This is a genomic window from Amycolatopsis antarctica, assembly GCF_002262875.1.
Lineage (GTDB): Bacteria > Actinomycetota > Actinomycetes > Mycobacteriales > Pseudonocardiaceae > Amycolatopsis > Amycolatopsis antarctica.
On record NZ_NKYE01000010.1, the window covers coordinates 76,827 to 93,002 of the forward strand.

At 69.2% G+C, this 16,176-nt stretch carries 12 protein-coding genes; 7 read left to right on the plus strand and 5 right to left on the minus strand.

The genetic code is table 11. The features are described from left to right. Window positions 1-100: 100 nt before the first annotated feature. Both CFN78_RS17275 and CFN78_RS17280 read left to right on the plus strand, forming a co-directional pair. Window positions 101-1,126: a methyltransferase gene (locus CFN78_RS17275; RefSeq protein ID WP_205660548.1), complete on the plus strand. Its 1,026-nt coding sequence runs from the start codon at window positions 101-103 to the stop codon at window positions 1,124-1,126. Next, window positions 1,123-2,355 (plus strand): cytochrome P450, encoded by a 1,233-nt coding sequence (locus CFN78_RS17280; RefSeq protein WP_094863859.1) that lies wholly within the window; start codon window positions 1,123-1,125, stop codon window positions 2,353-2,355. Before CFN78_RS17275 ends, CFN78_RS17280 begins: the two co-directional genes overlap by 4 nt. Window positions 2,356-2,386: 31 nt before the next feature. Here the strand turns inward: CFN78_RS17280 and CFN78_RS17285 are convergent, their stop codons facing one another. From CFN78_RS17285 to CFN78_RS17295, 3 genes are read right to left on the minus strand one after another with little or no spacing between them, the layout of a single operon-like run. After that, window positions 2,387-3,880, minus strand: coding sequence for an anthranilate synthase component I family protein (locus tag CFN78_RS17285; RefSeq protein ID WP_094863860.1), 1,494 nt, complete (start codon window positions 3,878-3,880; stop codon window positions 2,387-2,389). A gap of 16 nt (window positions 3,881-3,896) precedes the next feature. After that, entirely contained in the window at window positions 3,897-5,309 is a 1,413-nt protein-coding gene (locus CFN78_RS17290) for a phenylacetate--CoA ligase family protein (protein WP_205660549.1), read from the minus strand. After that, window positions 5,306-5,974 carry a flavodoxin family protein gene (locus tag CFN78_RS17295; RefSeq protein WP_094863861.1) on the minus strand — a complete coding sequence of 223 codons (669 nt, stop codon included), beginning with the start codon at window positions 5,972-5,974 and terminating at the stop codon, window positions 5,306-5,308. Before CFN78_RS17295 ends, CFN78_RS17290 begins: the two co-directional genes overlap by 4 nt. A 270-nt stretch (window positions 5,975-6,244) precedes the next feature. On the opposite strand from CFN78_RS17295, the gene CFN78_RS17300 reads away from it, so the two are divergent. The 5 genes from CFN78_RS17300 to CFN78_RS17320 all read left to right on the plus strand — a co-directional run bounded on the left by CFN78_RS17300 (window position 6,245) and on the right by CFN78_RS17320 (window position 12,369). Further along, window positions 6,245-7,576 (plus strand): phenylacetate--CoA ligase family protein, encoded by a 1,332-nt coding sequence (locus tag CFN78_RS17300; protein WP_094863862.1) that lies wholly within the window; start codon window positions 6,245-6,247, stop codon window positions 7,574-7,576. Next, on the plus strand, window positions 7,557-7,790 hold the full coding sequence (locus CFN78_RS17305; RefSeq protein WP_094863863.1) for a DUF6052 family protein: 234 nt from the start codon (window positions 7,557-7,559) through the stop codon (window positions 7,788-7,790). Before CFN78_RS17300 ends, CFN78_RS17305 begins: the two co-directional genes overlap by 20 nt. A 117-nt stretch (window positions 7,791-7,907) precedes the next feature. Then, complete coding sequence (locus CFN78_RS17310) at window positions 7,908-9,416, plus strand: tryptophan 7-halogenase (protein WP_240519514.1); 1,509 nt, start codon at window positions 7,908-7,910, stop codon at window positions 9,414-9,416. Further along, window positions 9,413-10,756 (plus strand): cation:proton antiporter, encoded by a 1,344-nt coding sequence (locus tag CFN78_RS17315; protein WP_094863865.1) that lies wholly within the window; start codon window positions 9,413-9,415, stop codon window positions 10,754-10,756. Before CFN78_RS17310 ends, CFN78_RS17315 begins: the two co-directional genes overlap by 4 nt. A 29-nt stretch (window positions 10,757-10,785) precedes the next feature. Then, window positions 10,786-12,369, plus strand: a complete 1,584-nt coding sequence (locus tag CFN78_RS17320) for a 4-hydroxyphenylacetate 3-hydroxylase family protein (protein WP_094863866.1) — start codon at window positions 10,786-10,788, stop codon at window positions 12,367-12,369. Here the strand turns inward: CFN78_RS17320 and CFN78_RS17325 are convergent. Further along, complete coding sequence (locus CFN78_RS17325; RefSeq protein WP_240519515.1) at window positions 12,324-13,925, minus strand: HNH endonuclease signature motif containing protein; 1,602 nt, start codon at window positions 13,923-13,925, stop codon at window positions 12,324-12,326. The genes CFN78_RS17320 and CFN78_RS17325 overlap by 46 nt on opposite strands. Window positions 13,926-14,928: 1,003 nt before the next feature. After that, window positions 14,929-16,086, minus strand: coding sequence for a serine hydrolase domain-containing protein (locus CFN78_RS17330; RefSeq protein ID WP_094863991.1), 1,158 nt, complete (start codon window positions 16,084-16,086; stop codon window positions 14,929-14,931). Between the last annotated feature and the right edge of the window lie 90 nt (window positions 16,087-16,176).

Genomic DNA, 16,176 nt, shown 5'->3' on the forward strand with positions numbered 1-16,176 from the left:
CAATTACCGAGAACACGACTAATAGGACATCTGCGACGCTGAAAGCGGCCGGCCGCGTCGCGGACGGACGATCGGACATCCACCGGGAAAGGGAGGAACCGTGGGCGGAGACGAGCCGGACCGGCGGTTGTGGAGGATGGCGCATCTCGCCACGCCGATGGCCGTGCGGGTGGCCGCGACCCTCGGCATCGCCGATCTCATCGCGGCGGGCACGACCACCGTGCCCGGGCTCGCCGAAGCGACGGACACGCACCCGGACGCGCTTGGCCGCGTGTTGCGCCACCTCGCCGCGCACGAGGTGTTGCGGCAGAACGAGTCCGGCGAGTACGCGCTGACCGGGACGGGCGAGTGCCTGCGATCGGACCACCCGTCCGGAATACGCGCCATGCTCGACACCGAGAGCGCCGTGGGCCGCGCGGAACTGTCGTTCGTGCACCTGATGCACAGCGTCCGCACCGGGGCCGCGGCGTTCCCTCGACTGTACGGACGGGATTTCTGGGTCGACCTGGAGTCGGAACCGGCACGTGCGCGCTCCTTCGCCGAGAGCATGGGCACGGACCTGACACGGAGCCGGTCGGCGGGAATCGTGGGCGCGCGTGACTGGGGCGCGCTGGGCAGCGTGGTCGACGTGGGCGGCGGATCGGGCACACTCGCCGTCGCACTGCTGAGCGCCTTCCCCGAACTGCGGGTGACGGTACTCGACCTTCCGGACACCGCGGAGTCCGCCAAGCGGGCGTTCATCGAGTCCGATGTGGACGATCGTGGTGAGGTCGTCGGCGGCAGCTTCTTCGACTCGTTGCCGCCCGGCGCGGGCGGGTACCTGCTGTCCTCGGTCCTGCACGACTGGGACGACGAGCCGGCCATGCGGATCCTGCGCCGGTGCGCCGAGGCCGCGGGTCCCGGCGGTTCCGTCTTCGTCATCGAGCGCATCGGCGCCGCGGGCGACCGCCCCGGCACGGCGATGGACCTGCGGATGCTGGCCTACTACGGCGGCAAGGAACGCGACGCCGCCGAGCTCACCGCCCTGGCGGGGGCGGCCGGCCTCCTCCCGCGCGCCGAGTACGCCGCCGGGGTCAGCACCGTCATCGAACTCCGCGCAGGTGGCACCGCGAGGCGGGGCCGATGACGACGCGATTGAGCACGCCCGCCGAGGCCATCGCCGTGCTCGTCGGCCCAGCGGGCAGGCGGGACCCGTATCCCGTCTACGAACGGCTTCGCGAACACGGGAACCTGGTCCGCGCCGATGCGGGGATGCTCGTCGCGCTGGGATACGCCGAGTGCACGCGCGCACTGCGCGAACCCCTGCTGCTGGTGCAGGACCAGCACAGCCACGACCGCCGGCACCCCGGCTGGCAGAAGCACTCCTCGATGCGCGGGTTCACCGATTCCATGCTGTACACCAATCCACCCGACCACCACCGGATGCGCGCACTGATGACGGGAGCCTTCACCACTCGCCGGATCCGCGCCCTGCGCCCGGCCGTCGAGACACTCACCGGCCGTCTGCTGGATCGGATGGCGGATCTGACGAACGGCGGGCACCCGATCGACTTCATGGCGGAGTTCGCGTTTCGCCTGCCGGTCGCGGTGATCGGTGAGCTTCTCGGTGTGCCGGAACGGGATCAGCACTGGTTCCGCGAGGTGTCCTCGCAGGTGACCGTCGCGTTGGAGGGGATCAGCACCCTGTCCCGCCTGGCCGGTGCGGACCGGGCGATGGACGAACTGTCCGCGTACTTCCTCGACCTGGTCGAGTTCCGGCGACGGCGGCCGGCCGGCGATCTGATCAGCGCGCTCGCCGAAGCGCGCGAGTCCGACGGCGACCGGCTCACCGAGAACGAACTCGTCGGCAATCTGGTGCTGTTGCTGGTGGCGGGCTTCGACACCACCACGCATCTGCTCGGCCACGGCCTCCGGTTCGCCCTCGACCAGCCGCGGCACGCCCAGGCGCTGCGTACGGGTGGCGAGGACATCGCGGCGGGGTACGTCGAGGAGACGCTCCGGCTGGAGCCGCCGGTGCAGGCGACCAGCCGGTGGGCGGGTGCCGACCTCGACCTGATGGGCACGCCGGTCGCGGAGGGCACGAAGGTGTTGCTGGTACTGGCCGCCGCCAACCGCGACCCGGCCCGTTACCCGGACGCCGCCACCTTCGACCCGTACCGGCGGAAGAGCAGACCACTGAGCTTCGGTGGCGGGATGCACCTGTGCCTCGGTGCCGTACTGGCCAGGATGGAGGCGCAGATCGCGTTTCCCGCGCTGCTGCGGCGTTTCCCTGATGTCCGGGGGGCCGGTGGTGACGTGTACCGGGACCGGTGGCTGGTTCGCGGGCACGACCTGCTGCCGGTGACCGTGGACTGACGCCGGCCTCGGTGGGGCGGCCGGTGTCGCCTCACCGCAGTTCCCGTCCGGTGACGGCCCAGTACGCGGCGCCCGACTTCGTCAGCGTCTCCGCCCATTCCCGGCCGGGCTCGGAATCCGCGACGATGCCCGCCGAGGCCCGAGTGGTGTAGCGGCCGTCGCGGTGCATCAGGGTGCGGATGCAGAGCGCCAGGTTGAGATACCCGCCGACGTCGATCAAGCCCAGGGTGCCCGCGTAGAGCCCGCGGCGACTGGACTCCTGTTCCTCAATGATCTCCATCGCCCTGATCTTCGGCGCGCCGGTCATGGTGCCCGCGGGGAAGAGCGCGGCGATGACGTCGAAGCTGTCCGCCCCCTCGGCGACTTGCCCCTCCACAGTGGACACCAGGTGCAGCAGGTGGGAATACCGCTCGACGTCCAGGTAGTCCGGAACGTCGAGCGTGTCACGTTCGCAGATGCGCCCGATGTCGTTGCGGCACAGGTCGACCAGCATCGTGTGCTCGGCGATCTCCTTGGGGTCCTCGCGCAGCCTGCGGGCGGCCGCCTCGTCGTCGGCGCCGTCGCGCGCGATCGTGCCCGCGATCGGGCGCATGACGACCGTGCCGTCCTCGACCCGTACGAACAGTTCCGGGCTGGCCCCGACCACGGTGCTGCCGTTGATCGAGGTGAGGTACATGTACGGCGACGGGTTACGCTCGCGGAGCCGCTGGTACACCCGCACCGGCTCGATCTCGCTGGTGACGGTCAGTTCGTGACCGATCTGCACCTGGTAGACGTCACCGACCCGGATGTGGCGCATGCAGCGGTCGACCACAGCGCGGTAACTATCCTCGTCGATGTCGTCGGACACCGACGAGGGGGGCAACGGGCCCGCGTCCGGACCGGTGGCCGGCACGGCGTCCGCCAGCAGGGCCCGCACCGTCGCGGGGTCGAGCCGGGGCCAGTCGGCCGAGTGGTGCACGAGCAGTTCCGCCGTGCCTGCCGCCAGGTCGGTCACCACGCATCCCTGATGCAGCACCAGTTGCACGTCCGGCATGTCCGACGGTGTGTCAATCAGGTACGGCAGGTCCTCGACGTACCGCGCCGCGTCGTAGCCGAAGTAGCCGAGGAAGCCGAACCGGAACCGGGACGCGTCCCCCTCGGAGTCGAACACCGCCCGCACGGCGCGCAGAACGTGCCACAGGTCCCGGGACGCACGCAACCGGTGGTCCCCGTGCGTGGTGTCCAGCATCGGTTCCAGCGCACCGAGCACGATCTCGCGTAACGCCGGGACACCGTCGATCCGCACCACCTCCCGGGTCACCGACACCGCGAGCAGCTCACCGAAGCCGACGAACTGGTGCCTGCGATCGCCGGCCGGACCGGCGGCCGACTCCAGCAGGTAGACCTCGTCCTCGCCGAAACGGGTGGCGAGCGCCCGGTACCCGGCGAGCGCGTCCACGTACGGAGCGGGCAGCCTGGCCGTCTCGACGTGCACACGCCGCGCCGGACGGGCGGGCACGGACTGCAGCTTCTCGATCGTCATGCCCGGTCCCCCGTGTTCACGTCGTGATGGCGTACCGGTGTGCGACCTCTCTCGCCACCCGTACCGCGTCGTCGGCTTCGGCCCGGTTGTCGAGAATGCGGGCGGCTTTCCAGCTCACGAAGGCGCCCGTGTTGGTGACCGGGTCCAGTTCGGCGTCGACGACGATCTCGCAGGCCAGTCCGGTCAGTGCGCGCAGCCGCGCGGTCACCGCCGCGGTGGCGTCCGGATCGCCGGGCTCGTCCGGCCGGAGGTCCAGCCGGACAGTGACCTCGTCGGTGCCGTCCGGCCGCCGGTCGACGACGATCTGGTAGCCGAGACAGCCGCGGACCCCGCCGAGGACCGCGGCCTCCAGTTCGGCGGGTCGCAGTACGGCACCGCCCAGCCGGATCCGGTCGGCGACGCGGCCGAGCACCTCGACGACCGGGCCGGGCAGCGCCGGATCCGGTGCGGGCGGCGCGATCCGGACCAGATCACCGGTGCGGTAGCGGATCAGCGGCTTGCTGCCGTCGATCAACATCGTCAGCACGAGCTCGCCCTGTCCGGTGTCGCCGAGGACCTCCCCGGTGTCCGGGTCGATCAGTTCCACCAGGTAGTTCAGCTCCGACAGGTGCAGTTCACCGGTCACCGCGCCGGTGGCGATACACAGGGCCTCCTGCGAGCCGTACAGCGTCGGATGCACGACGGCCCCCGGCCACAGCGAGGTGACGTTCGACGCGAACTCCCGGGTGCAGATCTCGCCCAGCACCAGGAACATCGACACCGGCAACCGGGCCGGGTCGTAGCCGTGGTGAAGCGCGGCCTTGGCCAGGCTCAGGCACAGCGCGGGCGCGCACACGATGACCTCGACGCCCAGCTCCTCGATCAGCCGCAGTGCCTTACGGAATCCGACCCGGGGCGACTCCGGCCAGATCTTCACGTGGCACGCGCCCAGCGAGCCGGTGACGGCGCCGAACACGTCGCCGAACGCGTAGAGCTCGGACGGGCCCATCAGGCCGACGACGGGCATCCGGTCGCCGTAGCGCGCGCGCAACAGCCGTCGCCACGACTCCTCGACGAAGGCGTTGCTGGTGAGGATGTCGCGCGGGCCGCGCGGGCACGGCGTCGGATCGCCGGTGGTGCCGGTCGTCTCGTAGAAGATGCCCGCGTCCGCGATGTCGCCGGAGATGACCTCGTACTTCTCCCGTCGCAGGTCCTCCTTCGTGGTGAAGGGAAGCCGGTGCAGGTCGTCCGGAGTCACCGTGTCCACGTCGACGCCGTCGAAGTGCCTGCGGTAGAAGGGAGATCGCGCGCTCACGTGCCGCAGTACCGTGGTCAGCCGCTCCCGCCGCCACGCATCGCGGGAGGTGGCCGTCATGTTCCCGTCACGGAAATCCCGCAGTACCGCGGCGTAGTGGTCGGCGAACGGGGGCCGGGCGTCCGCCGCGGTCACAGCGGAGCCGTGTCGTTGAGGGCGAGCCCGACGCGCTCGTTGCGGTCGGCGACGGACAACACGTCCTCCCGGCCGGTGAGCCTGCGATGCTCGGACAGCAGTTCGATCATGTCGATCATCCGGTCGACGAGCCTGCTCACGTTCGTCAGCCCCTCGGCGTCCTTCGCGGCATCGCCGCGGTGCAGGGCCTGTACTTCCGCCGGGAAGCCGGCACCCACCAGGATCATCCGGTTCAGCAGCGCGTTCAGGGTGAGCTGCGCGGTGATGGTGCTGGCGCTGTAGCGGCGGGCCACGGAGATCACCCCGGCGACCTTATTGCTCAGCGGCCGGTCGAATCGCAGGTAGCCCACTCCGGCACGTTCGATGAACGCCTGCATCAGTGAGGCGGAGCCGAAACCATGCACTGGGGCGGCGTAGATGACGCCGTCGGCGGCGATCATCCGGTCCACGACGGAGGCGACGTCGTCGTCGAGTTCGCAGCGCACGAGCCGGTCGTTGCAGTCGCCGCACGGACCGCACCGGGACATCCGCACGGTACGGAGGTCGATGGACTCGAGCACGACACCGCGCGCCGCCGCGACCGCGGCCGCATGCCGGAGCACCTCGGCGGTGTTGCCGTCTCGTTCGGAACCGTTGATCGCGACGATGGTCGGCGGTGCGGACACGGTGTTGCCTCCTTGGCTGCGATGCGATGTCCGCCGCCGTCAGGGCCCGGACATCGGTGTGACGCCTGATTCCAGCGTCGGCCGGGCAGCCGTCCGGCCGCATCTCCCGGAGTGCGCGGTGCCGTTGTCCCGGAGCGCACACGGGGAGATGCCACGGCGTCCGGCGGGCCGCGACGATGATGCGGTGACGAGCACACGGGATGTCGAGGCAGGTCCGGCCGGCCGGCCCCAGCATGCCGACTCCGCGGACCTTCTCAGGGGGCGACGCTGATGGCCACGCTGGAACTGATTCAACCGGTGGCGGGGGCCGAGTACTGGCATCCCCGTACCGAGACCATGCCCAGGGAGGAGCTGCGTCAGTGGCAGTGGCGGAAACTGCGGCAGTCGTTGCGGCTCGCCCGCCGGTCGCCGTTCTGGAGCGCACGCATCCCGGAGAACATCGGCTCCCTCGACGAGTACTTCGAGCGGGTTCCGCTGGTGTACAAGTCGGACCTGATCGCGGCGCAGGAAACCGCGCCACCGTACGGGATCCTGCCCTCCACCGATCCGGCGCTGGCGATCCGGCACTCACAGACCAGTGGCACCAGTGGAAACCCACCGGTGCGCTCGTTCGACACGGCGCGCGACTGGGCCTGGTCGGTCGACGTGTACGCGACGGCCCTGTACGGCATGGGCGTGCGCGCACGCCACCGCGGCATGGTCGCCTTCGGCTACGGCCTTTTCGTCGGTTTCTGGGGCATGCACTACGCCCTGGAACGCATCGGCGCTCAGGCGGTGCCGATCGGCGGCCTCGACTCCGAGACCCGGGTCCGCCTGCTGATCGATCTGCGGATCGACGTCCTGGGCTGCACGCCCAGTTACGCCATGCGCCTGCTGGAGACGGCCCGCGAGATGGGCGTCGATCTCGCCAGGGACGGCAACGTCCGGATCATCATGGCGGGTGGCGAACCGCGTTCGGATCTGACGACGCAGGCGATCGCGAACGGCTTCGGCGCCCGGGTGTTCAACGCCGCCGGCACGACGGAACTGGGCACCGTCAACATGTTCGAGTGCCCGCACCGGCCGGGCTGCTGTCACATCATCGAGTCGGCGGTGATCGAGGAGGTCCTCGACCCCGAGACCAGGCAGCCCGTCGGTTACGGCGAGCAGGGCGTGCGCGTGTCCACCGGTATCGGCCGCGAGGGCATGCAGCTCTTCCGGCACTGGACCGAGGATCTCGTGGTGAAGCGGCCGTGGCACGAGTGCGGTTGCGGACGGACGTGGGACTACCTCGATCGCGGGATCCTCGGCCGCGCCGACGACATGCGCAAGATCCGCGGGGTGTCGGTGACCCCGGTGATGGTGGAGGAAGTGGTGCGCGGCTTCCCCGAGGTGGACGAGTTCCAGACGAACCTGCGCACGGTGCGCGGTCTGGACACCGTGGTGCTGCGGGTGGAACCGAACGGCGACGCCGGCAGCGACCTGGCCGCTCTCGGCGAGCGCATCAGCAACGCGATGAAGCGGATCATCGGACTCCGGCCCGAGGTCGAGTTCGCGGCCCCGGGCAGCTTGCCACGATTCGAAGTGAAGGCGGCACGTTTCCATGACGAACGTTCAGAGTGACCTCCCCGCCGCGCAGGAGAAGAAACTGCGCGACTGCTACGAACTGCTGAGCGACCTCGCCGCCTCCTGCGAGGTGCCTGCCGTGCGGGCCGCCGCCCGGCTCGCGCTGGCCGAGGTGTACGCCGCGATCGACGGGCAGGCGCTCGAGTTCGAGCTCTACAGCGGACAGTGGGAGAACGGGCCCGAGGACGTTGAGCAGGCACTCGTGAGCTGACCCGGCCACAGCGAGCACACCCCGTACCGCGCCACGTCGGAACCGTGAGCCGCGGACCCTCCACTGAGGATGGTCCGTGCCATGGTGCGCGAACGACACAACTCATCAGGAGGAGCCGTGAATTCAGGGCAGGAGTACGACGTGATCGTCGTCGGCGGTGGACCGGCGGGGTCCACCGTGTCCACGCTCGTGCGCAAGCGCGGACACCGGGTGCTGTTGCTGGAGAAGGAGAGCTTCCCCCGCTACCAGATCGGCGAGTCGCTGCTGCCGGCGACGGTGCACGGCATCGCGCACCTGCTGGGCGTGCACGAGGAGCTCAGGGACGCGGGTTTCACCGTGAAGCATGGCGGAACGTTCAAGTGGGGGGCCAATCCGGAACCGTGGACCTTCGACTTCGCCGTGTCCCGCAGGATGGCGGGCCCGACCTCGTTCGCGTACCAGGTGGAGCGGATGAAGTTCGACCACATCCTGCTGGAGAACGCCCGCAAGCACGGCGTGGAGGTGTCCGAACAGTGCACGGTCACCGACGTGCTGAAGTCGGCGGACCGCGCCGAGGGTGTGCGGTACACCGATGCCGAGGGGGCGGTGCACGAGGCCCGCGCCCGTTATGTCGTGGACGCCTCCGGTAACTCCAGCCGGATCTACGCCGCCGCGGACAGCCGCCGTGAGTACTCCACGTTCTTCCGCAACCTGGCGCTGTTCGGCTACTTCGAGGGCGGGAAGCGCCTGTCCGCACCGAGTTCCGGCAACATCCTCAGCGTCGCGTTCGACAACGGCTGGTTCTGGTACATCCCGCTGACGCCCGAGATCACCAGTGTGGGCGCCGTGGTGAACCAGGAGTCGGCCTCCCTTGTTCAGGGGGATCCGGCGAAGGCGATGCGCGGGTTCGTGCAGAGCTGCCCGCTGATCGCGGACATGCTCGCCGAGGCCACCCCGGTCACGGAGGGGCCGTACGGGCAGTTCCGTGTCCGCAAGGACTGGTCGTACTGCAACACCAGGTTCTTCGCCCCGGGCATGGTGCTGGTCGGTGACGCGGCGTGTTTCGTCGACCCGGTGTTCTCCTCCGGAGTGCACCTGGCCACCTACAGCGGTCTGCTCGCGGCCAGGTCGATCAACGCCTGCCTGGAGGCCGGCGACGAGGGTGCCGGCGAGGGCATCGGTGAGCAGGCGGCGTTCGAGGAGTTCGAGCAGCGGTATCGCCGGGAGTACGGCCTGTTCTACGAGTTCCTGGTGGGCTTCTACGAGATGCACGAGTCCGAGGATTCGTACTTCTGGCGGGCCAGGAAGTTGTCCGACTCGGCGGGCTCGGACATCGAGGCGTTCGTCGAGCTGGTCGGCGGCGTCTCGTCCGGGGAGTTCGACGGCGGCGGGACGGCGACCGAGCGGATCGCGGCGGGCACGCGGGACATGACGCGGATGGTGGCGGGTGCCGAGGAGCACGCCGACGGGGCGGTGATCGGTGCGGCGGCGGGGAAGCTGCTGGAACAGGGCACGGCATTGCAGGCGCGCGCCCTGGTCGGTTCCCAGGCCGGTGAGGGTCGTTCGATCACCCCCGGTGGTCTGTCCGCCTCGGCCGACGGCCTGAGCTGGGTGCGCGACGACGGCGCAGGGGTGGACGCACGGTGACGCCCGCCCCGGTGCCCCCGCTTGGCACGCATTCGCTGCTGGTGTTCCTGTTGCAGGTGGGTGCGCTGCTGCTGGCGGGTGTCGTACTCGGCAGGCTGGCCAAACGGCTGGGGATGCCGGCGCTGGTGGGCGAGCTGCTGGCCGGGGTCCTGCTGGGACCGACCATCCTGGGCAATCTCGCGCCGCAGCTCGGCGCGTGGCTCTTCCCGCAGGATCCGGCGCAGACACATCTGCTCGACGCGTTCAGTCAGGTCGGGGTGCTGCTGCTGGTCGGGATCACCGGGGCACATCTGGACAGCTCGGTGTTCCGCAAGCACGGCGGGCGGGCGATGTGGATCAGTGTGTGCGGACTGGTGGTACCGCTCGGTTGCGGTTTCGCCACCGGGTACGTCGTGCCGGACTCGCTGGTGCCGGACGGTGTGGGCCGTGGGGTGTTCGCGCTGTTCCTCGGGGTCGCCATGTGCGTCACGGCGATCCCGGTGATCGCGAAGATCCTGCTGGAGCTGGATCTGATGCACCGCAAGGTCGGTCAGCTCACGGTCGCGGCGGCGTTCTTCGACGACACCGTCGGCTGGCTGCTGCTGTCCGTGGTCGCCGCGCTGGCGACCGGGGGCGCGGCGGGTGCGACCTTGCCACAGACGCTCGGGTACCTGGTCGTGTTCCTCGCGGCGGCGTTCCTGATCGGTCGGCCGGTCGTACGTCGTGCGCTGCGGGCGAGTTCGCGGCACGCCGAGGCGGGACCGACGGTGGCCGTCGCCGTGGTGACGATCCTGGCCTACAGCGCGGCGACCGCGGCCATCGGGCTGGAGGCGCTGTTCGGCGCGTTCGTGGCGGGGGCCACGGTGCTGGGGTTCGCCGATCCGGCGAAGCTGGCGCCGCTGCGGACCATCGTGCTGGCCGTGCTGGCTCCGGTGTTCCTGGCCGGCATCGGCCTGCGGATGGACATCACGCTGCTGGCCGAGCCGACGGTGCTCCTCACCGCGATCGCGGTGCTGCTGGTGGCGATCCTCGGCAAGTTCGGCGGCGTCTACCTGGGCGCGAGGGCCGGGCGGTTGAGTCACACCGAGGGAATCGCACTCGGGGTGGCGATGAACGCCCGGGGAATGATCGAGGTCGTCATCGCCTTGGCGGGCCTGCGTATCGGTGTGCTGAACACGGCGACGTTCACGATCATCGTGCTGGTCGCGATCGTCACCTCCCTGCTCGCGCCACCGTTGCTGCGGCTGGCGACCCGCGACCTCATACCGGATGCGGAGGAACAGCAGCGGCGCATCCGCTTTGCGGGCTGGTCCGCGGCCGACGGCCCGGGGCTGAACGACACGGCGCGGGCAGCCCGCTGACCGCCGCCCGTTATCCGGAAAGGTGCACCATGACCGAGGGTCAGCACGAACCGGCGTTCCCCGGGCCGCCGCGGCGGATCACCCGGCCGCTCACCGGATCCGAGTACGTGGAGACCCTGCGGGACTCCCGTGAGATCTACCTGTACGGCGAGCGGGTCAAGGACGTCACGACGCATCCGGCGTTCGCCAATCCGGTGCGGATGGTGGCGCGCATGTACGACTCGTTGCACGATCCGGCGAACCGGGGTGTGCTGACCGCGCCGACCGACACCGGCAGTGACGGGTACACGCACCCGTTCTTCCGGACGCCGATGAGCGTCGACGATCTCATCGCGGATCAGCGGGCCATCGCCGGTTGGGCGCGGCAGAGTTATGGCTGGATGGGGCGTAGTCCGGATTACAAGGCGTCGTTCCTCGGCACGCTCGGCGCCAACGCGGACTACTACGCGCCGTTCGCGGACAACGCCCGCCGCTGGTACGCGGAGTCGCAGGAGAAGGTGCTGTACTGGAACCACGCGATCGCGCATCCGCCGGTCGACCGGGACCGCCCGCCGGACGAGGTGGCGGACGTGTTCGTGCACGTCGAGAAGGAGACCGACGCCGGGGTCGTGGTGAGCGGCGCGAAGATGGTGGCCACCGGTTCGGCCATCACCCACTACAACTTCATCGCACACTGGGGGATCCCGGTGAAGGATCGCCGGTTCGCCCTGGTGGCGACCATTCCGATGGACGCGCCGGGGATGAAGCTGATCTGCCGGCAGTCCTATGCCGCGACGGCGGCGGTGATGGGCAGCCCGTTCGACTATCCGCTGTCGTCCCGGCTGGACGAGAACGACACGATCCTGGTGCTGGACAAGGTGCTCATCCCGTGGGAGAACGTGTTCGTCTACGGGCATCTCGGCAAGGCGCAGATGTTCACGGCGAAGTCCGGGATGATCGAGCGTGCGACGTTCCACGGTTGCACCAGGTTGGCGGTGAAGCTCGAGTTCATCGCGGGGTTGATCATGAAGGCGCTGGAACTGACCGGGACCGGGGATTTCCGCGGGGTGCAGACTCGGCTCGGTGAGGTTCTGGCGTGGCGCAACATGTTCTGGGGGCTGGCCGATGCCGCGGTGCGGAATCCGGTGCCGTGGAAGAACGGTGCGCTGCTGCCCAATCCGGAGTACGGGATGGCGCACCGCTGGTTCATGCAGATCGGTTACCCGCGGATCAAGGAGATCGTGCACCAGGACGTCGCCGGTGCGCTGATCTACGTCAACTCGAGTTCGGCGGACTTCCGCAACCCGGATATTCGCCCGTACCTGGACAAGTATCTGCGGGGTTCGGGGGGCGCCGATGCCGTCGAGCGGGTGAAGTTGATGAAGCTGCTGTGGGATGCCGTCGGCTCGGAGTTCGGTGGGCGGCACGAGCTGTACGAACGCAATTATTCCGGCAATCACGAGAACACCCGGCTGGAGTTGGTGTTCTCGCAGTTGTCGAACGGGCAGGCCGACGGGTACAAGGCGTTCGCCGACAGGTGCCTTGCCGAGTACGACCTGGACGGCTGGACCGTGCCGGATCTGGAATCCTACGAGAAGCTGCAGCGGGCACGGACCGACCTGCTCGACACCTGACGCCCGGTTCGGCCGGGCGAGCCTGATCGGTGTGGTGTCGCTGGTGTCCCTCGGTGCCTGGGCAGGCCGACAGGTGCAGCCGTAGGGGTCGCGTCCTGATCGTTGACTGCGCTGGGGACGGTGTTGCTCGGTCGCCGGCCTTTTCGCCACCGTCCCCGCGGATCGATTCCGGTGACGGTCACCTTCGTCGGAAGGGCGCGAGTGCCACCCGGGCCTCGGCTCGTGGTCGGTCGTGCCGTCGCGGACCTGGGCGGTGTCCACGCGTCGATCGCGGTTGCCGCCGTGCCGGCGGTGGCCAGGTCGGCAACGACGCCGGTAGCGACTGGGATGCCCGCAGTAGGTCGACATGCGACGGGGTGGAGGTTGCGCTTCCGACTGGCGGCACGCGACTGGCAGCTCCGGATCGCAGCGCAGTCCGTTGCGCGGTTCGTTGTGCTGTCCCGATCGTGGGGTTGGTATGCCGGTGCCGGTTCGGGTCGCGTCTCCGCGTGGACCGTCAGAAGTGCGGCCTGTAGCTGTCCGGTGGACGTAGTGGTTCGGGTCGGCTGGTGTGTGTCGCCGTTGGGGGTCCTGATGTGCAGGGCGCCGGTGCCGTCCTGTCTGAAGTGCCAGCCGGGGAGGTCTTTGAGGCGGTGGTGTCGTCGGCAGAGTCCGGTCAGGTTGTCGGCGCTGGTTTTGCCGCCTCGTGCCCAGTCCTGGGTGTGGTCGATGTCGGATGCGTGTGAGGGTCGGTGGCAACCCGGCATCCGGCATTCCCGGTCCCGTACCTTCACCCACTCGGCCAGTGCGGCGGGTGGCCGGTAGCGGGTACGTCCGAGGTCGAGCACGGTTCCGGTGACCGGGTCGGTGACGACCTTGCGCAACACCGAACCCGAGTTGGTGGCGAGGTGGCGGGCCAGCCAGGCCGGTACCGGCCCGTGACCGGGCAGCTCGGCGGGATGGTCGTCGGCTCCGGCCAGGGTGGTCGCGGCGACGTGCACGAACACTTCGGTACGTGTCTCGGCGGTGCGGTGGCCGAGGCAGAGTTCGGCGAACACGTCGGCACGTAACTGTTCCAGGGTGCGGGTTTCGCCACCACCACGCAGGGTTTTCACGATCCGGTCCACGCGTGCGTAGATCGCCGTGGCGGTCTCGGTGGGCAGATCGGCGATCAGGGTGCTCATGGCGTCGTCCTGATGCACCAACTGCACGCTGCGTTCCAGACGTCGTTTCCGCGCCCGCTCAGCGTGCCCGTCCGGATCGATCACGGCGACCTGCCGCACGGCGGCGCGGCGAATGCTGGACGGATTCCGCCCGTCGAGCCGACCCACCATCGCCGCGTCCACGGCAGCGGCCTGCTCGTCCGATAGCGGGTTGGTGGCATCGACGATCTTGGATGCCTTGTAGCTGTCGACGACGCCGGTGTCCAACGCAGCCAACGTTTCCGGTAGTCGAGAAGTCAACGCCTGCGCCATCGCCACCATCCGCTGTGCACGATGCTCGGTGGTGGCCAGGGTCAACGCGACCTCCGCAGCCACACCGCGCGACTCCTCCGACAACGCCGCGAACCGAGCCACCGCTCGCACCTGCACAGCCTCGGCACGCGATCGGGCGACCTCGGCATCGCGCATCACCCGAAGAAGCCCACGCAGCGACGACGGCAACCCAACACCAGTCAGACCCCCGTGATCAACCCGCACCGTTTCCCGCGAATCCATATCAAGAATCGCAGCCAACCGAACCTCAACAGATCCCCCACTGATCATGAACCCATTCTACCGACACCCACAGACAATTCCCATCACACCATCGAGTACGCGACCCCACGAATGGAACATTCATTTATCAGCCCCCAGCAAACAAGCCCATCAATATCCCCGAGAACCTCTCGCAGCACATCCCGACAAGCACGGAACAAACGCCGCGTCCCGACGCCTCGGCGGAGCAGCGCGCTGGTCAGCGTGGCCGGGCCGGACGGGCCGTCGAGGTCGACCACGTCGATCGGGCCCCAGGCGGCGGCACCCAGCGGCCCACTTCCGAGCGGGTCCAGTCGCGGCCACCCGTTCTCGATGAGGCCGGTCAACTCCGCGACTCACAGCCACCCGGCGCGTTCCGAGCCCCCCGTGCGGCCAGGAACCCAACAGCACCAAACCGACCAGCGCCACCCATCCCGTCAAGCAGGCCCCCGAAAGACAACCGGACGCAACAACCGGGGTACGAACCCGAACGCGACACACCCAGCCGGACGCGACACCCCACCCGCACCGAACCAGACAGCACCGAGAAACCCGTTCCGTGGGTAACTGTCGCTGGTGACCATCAACGGCGAACGCCCCGCGCAGCGACAGTTACCCACGGCGCGCCGAAGGCGTGCCCGAAACCCAAGCCACCACCCCGATACCCCCAACCCCGGGGCCACCCCGACACGCCCCGGAGCCAGACACCCCCGACCCCGACCCCCGACACGCCCCACCAGCGGAACCGAGACCCGCGATGCCGAGCCCGCCAGCACCCACGACGATCGGCCCGCCCGGAATCCGGACGGGCCGATCGCAGGCGTCACCGTTGCGCGACTACCGTTTACTTGTCGCCCAGCGACTTCAGGACGACGTCGCTGACCCGATTGAAGGCGTCAAACTGTCCATAATGGACACGGTTCTTGTTCACCGCCACGACCAGTTCCTTCTCCGTGTCGGCGTACGCCGCGGTACCGAAGCTGCCCGCCATGCCGATCAGGTTCGGGCTGTCCAGCGGCCCCATCTGGAAGCCGATGTCGTACCCGAGCCCCCGCGTGGAGGGGAACCCGATGATCTCGTCCTGATCGGAGATGGCCACCTTGGCGATCTCCGCCAGCCGGTCGGCGGAGACCAGGCGCACGCCACCGACATCACCGAGCAGTGCGGCGTAGACCCGGGCGATCGCGCGGGCGGAGAAGGTACCGCCTGCCGGGATGTCGGCGTTCAGTACGTCGGATCGATTGCCGAAGGTCGCGTCCGGCATCGCCGCCATCGGTGCCGCGGTGAAACCGTCGACGACGCGGAAGAACGGGATCTCGGACATGTCGAAGTCACCGCCCTCACCCTCGCCGCCCTCCTGCTGCTGGGCCGGATCGGCGGGTGCCTCCTCCAGGGTCGCGAGCCTGCCGAGCTCGGCGGCGGGAACGCCGAAGAACAGTTCGTCGGCGATCCCGAGCGGAACGGCGATCTCTTCGCGCAGTACCTGGGAGATCGGCTTACCAGTGGCCCGGCGGACGATCTCACCGATGATGTAGCCGTAGGTCTGGGCGTGGTAGCCGGTCTTGGTGCCCGGTTCCCACCACGGTGCCGCCCCCGCGATCGCCCGGCACATCTTGTCCCAGTCGCACAGGTCCTCGGGGGTGGTCTCGGCGGGGACACCGGGAACGCCGGTCGTGTGCGTGAGCGCGTGCCGGACGGTCGCCTTGTCCTTGCCCTGCACACCGAACTCCGGCCAGAGCGTGGCGATGGGGGTCTCGTAGTCGAGTACGCCTTTCTCGACGAGCGTGTGCAACACGGCCGAGGTCGCGCCCTTGCCGGTCGAGGTGCTGTAGACGGGGGTGTCCGAGGTGAAGGCCCGGCCGGACGCACTGTCGGCGACGCCGGAGACGGCGTCCACCACCAGCTCCCCTCGGTGGTACACGGCCGCCTGCACGCCGACCTCGGCGCCGGACTCGACCAGGTCGTCGAGGGCTCCCTGAACCTTCTTCTGGATGTCACTCATGCCGTGGATTCCCTTCCTGTCGTTGCCGCACAAGGTGTACTGACGAGCTTCGGCCCGGCCGATCGGATCGATCCCGGAAGCCGGCCGCGG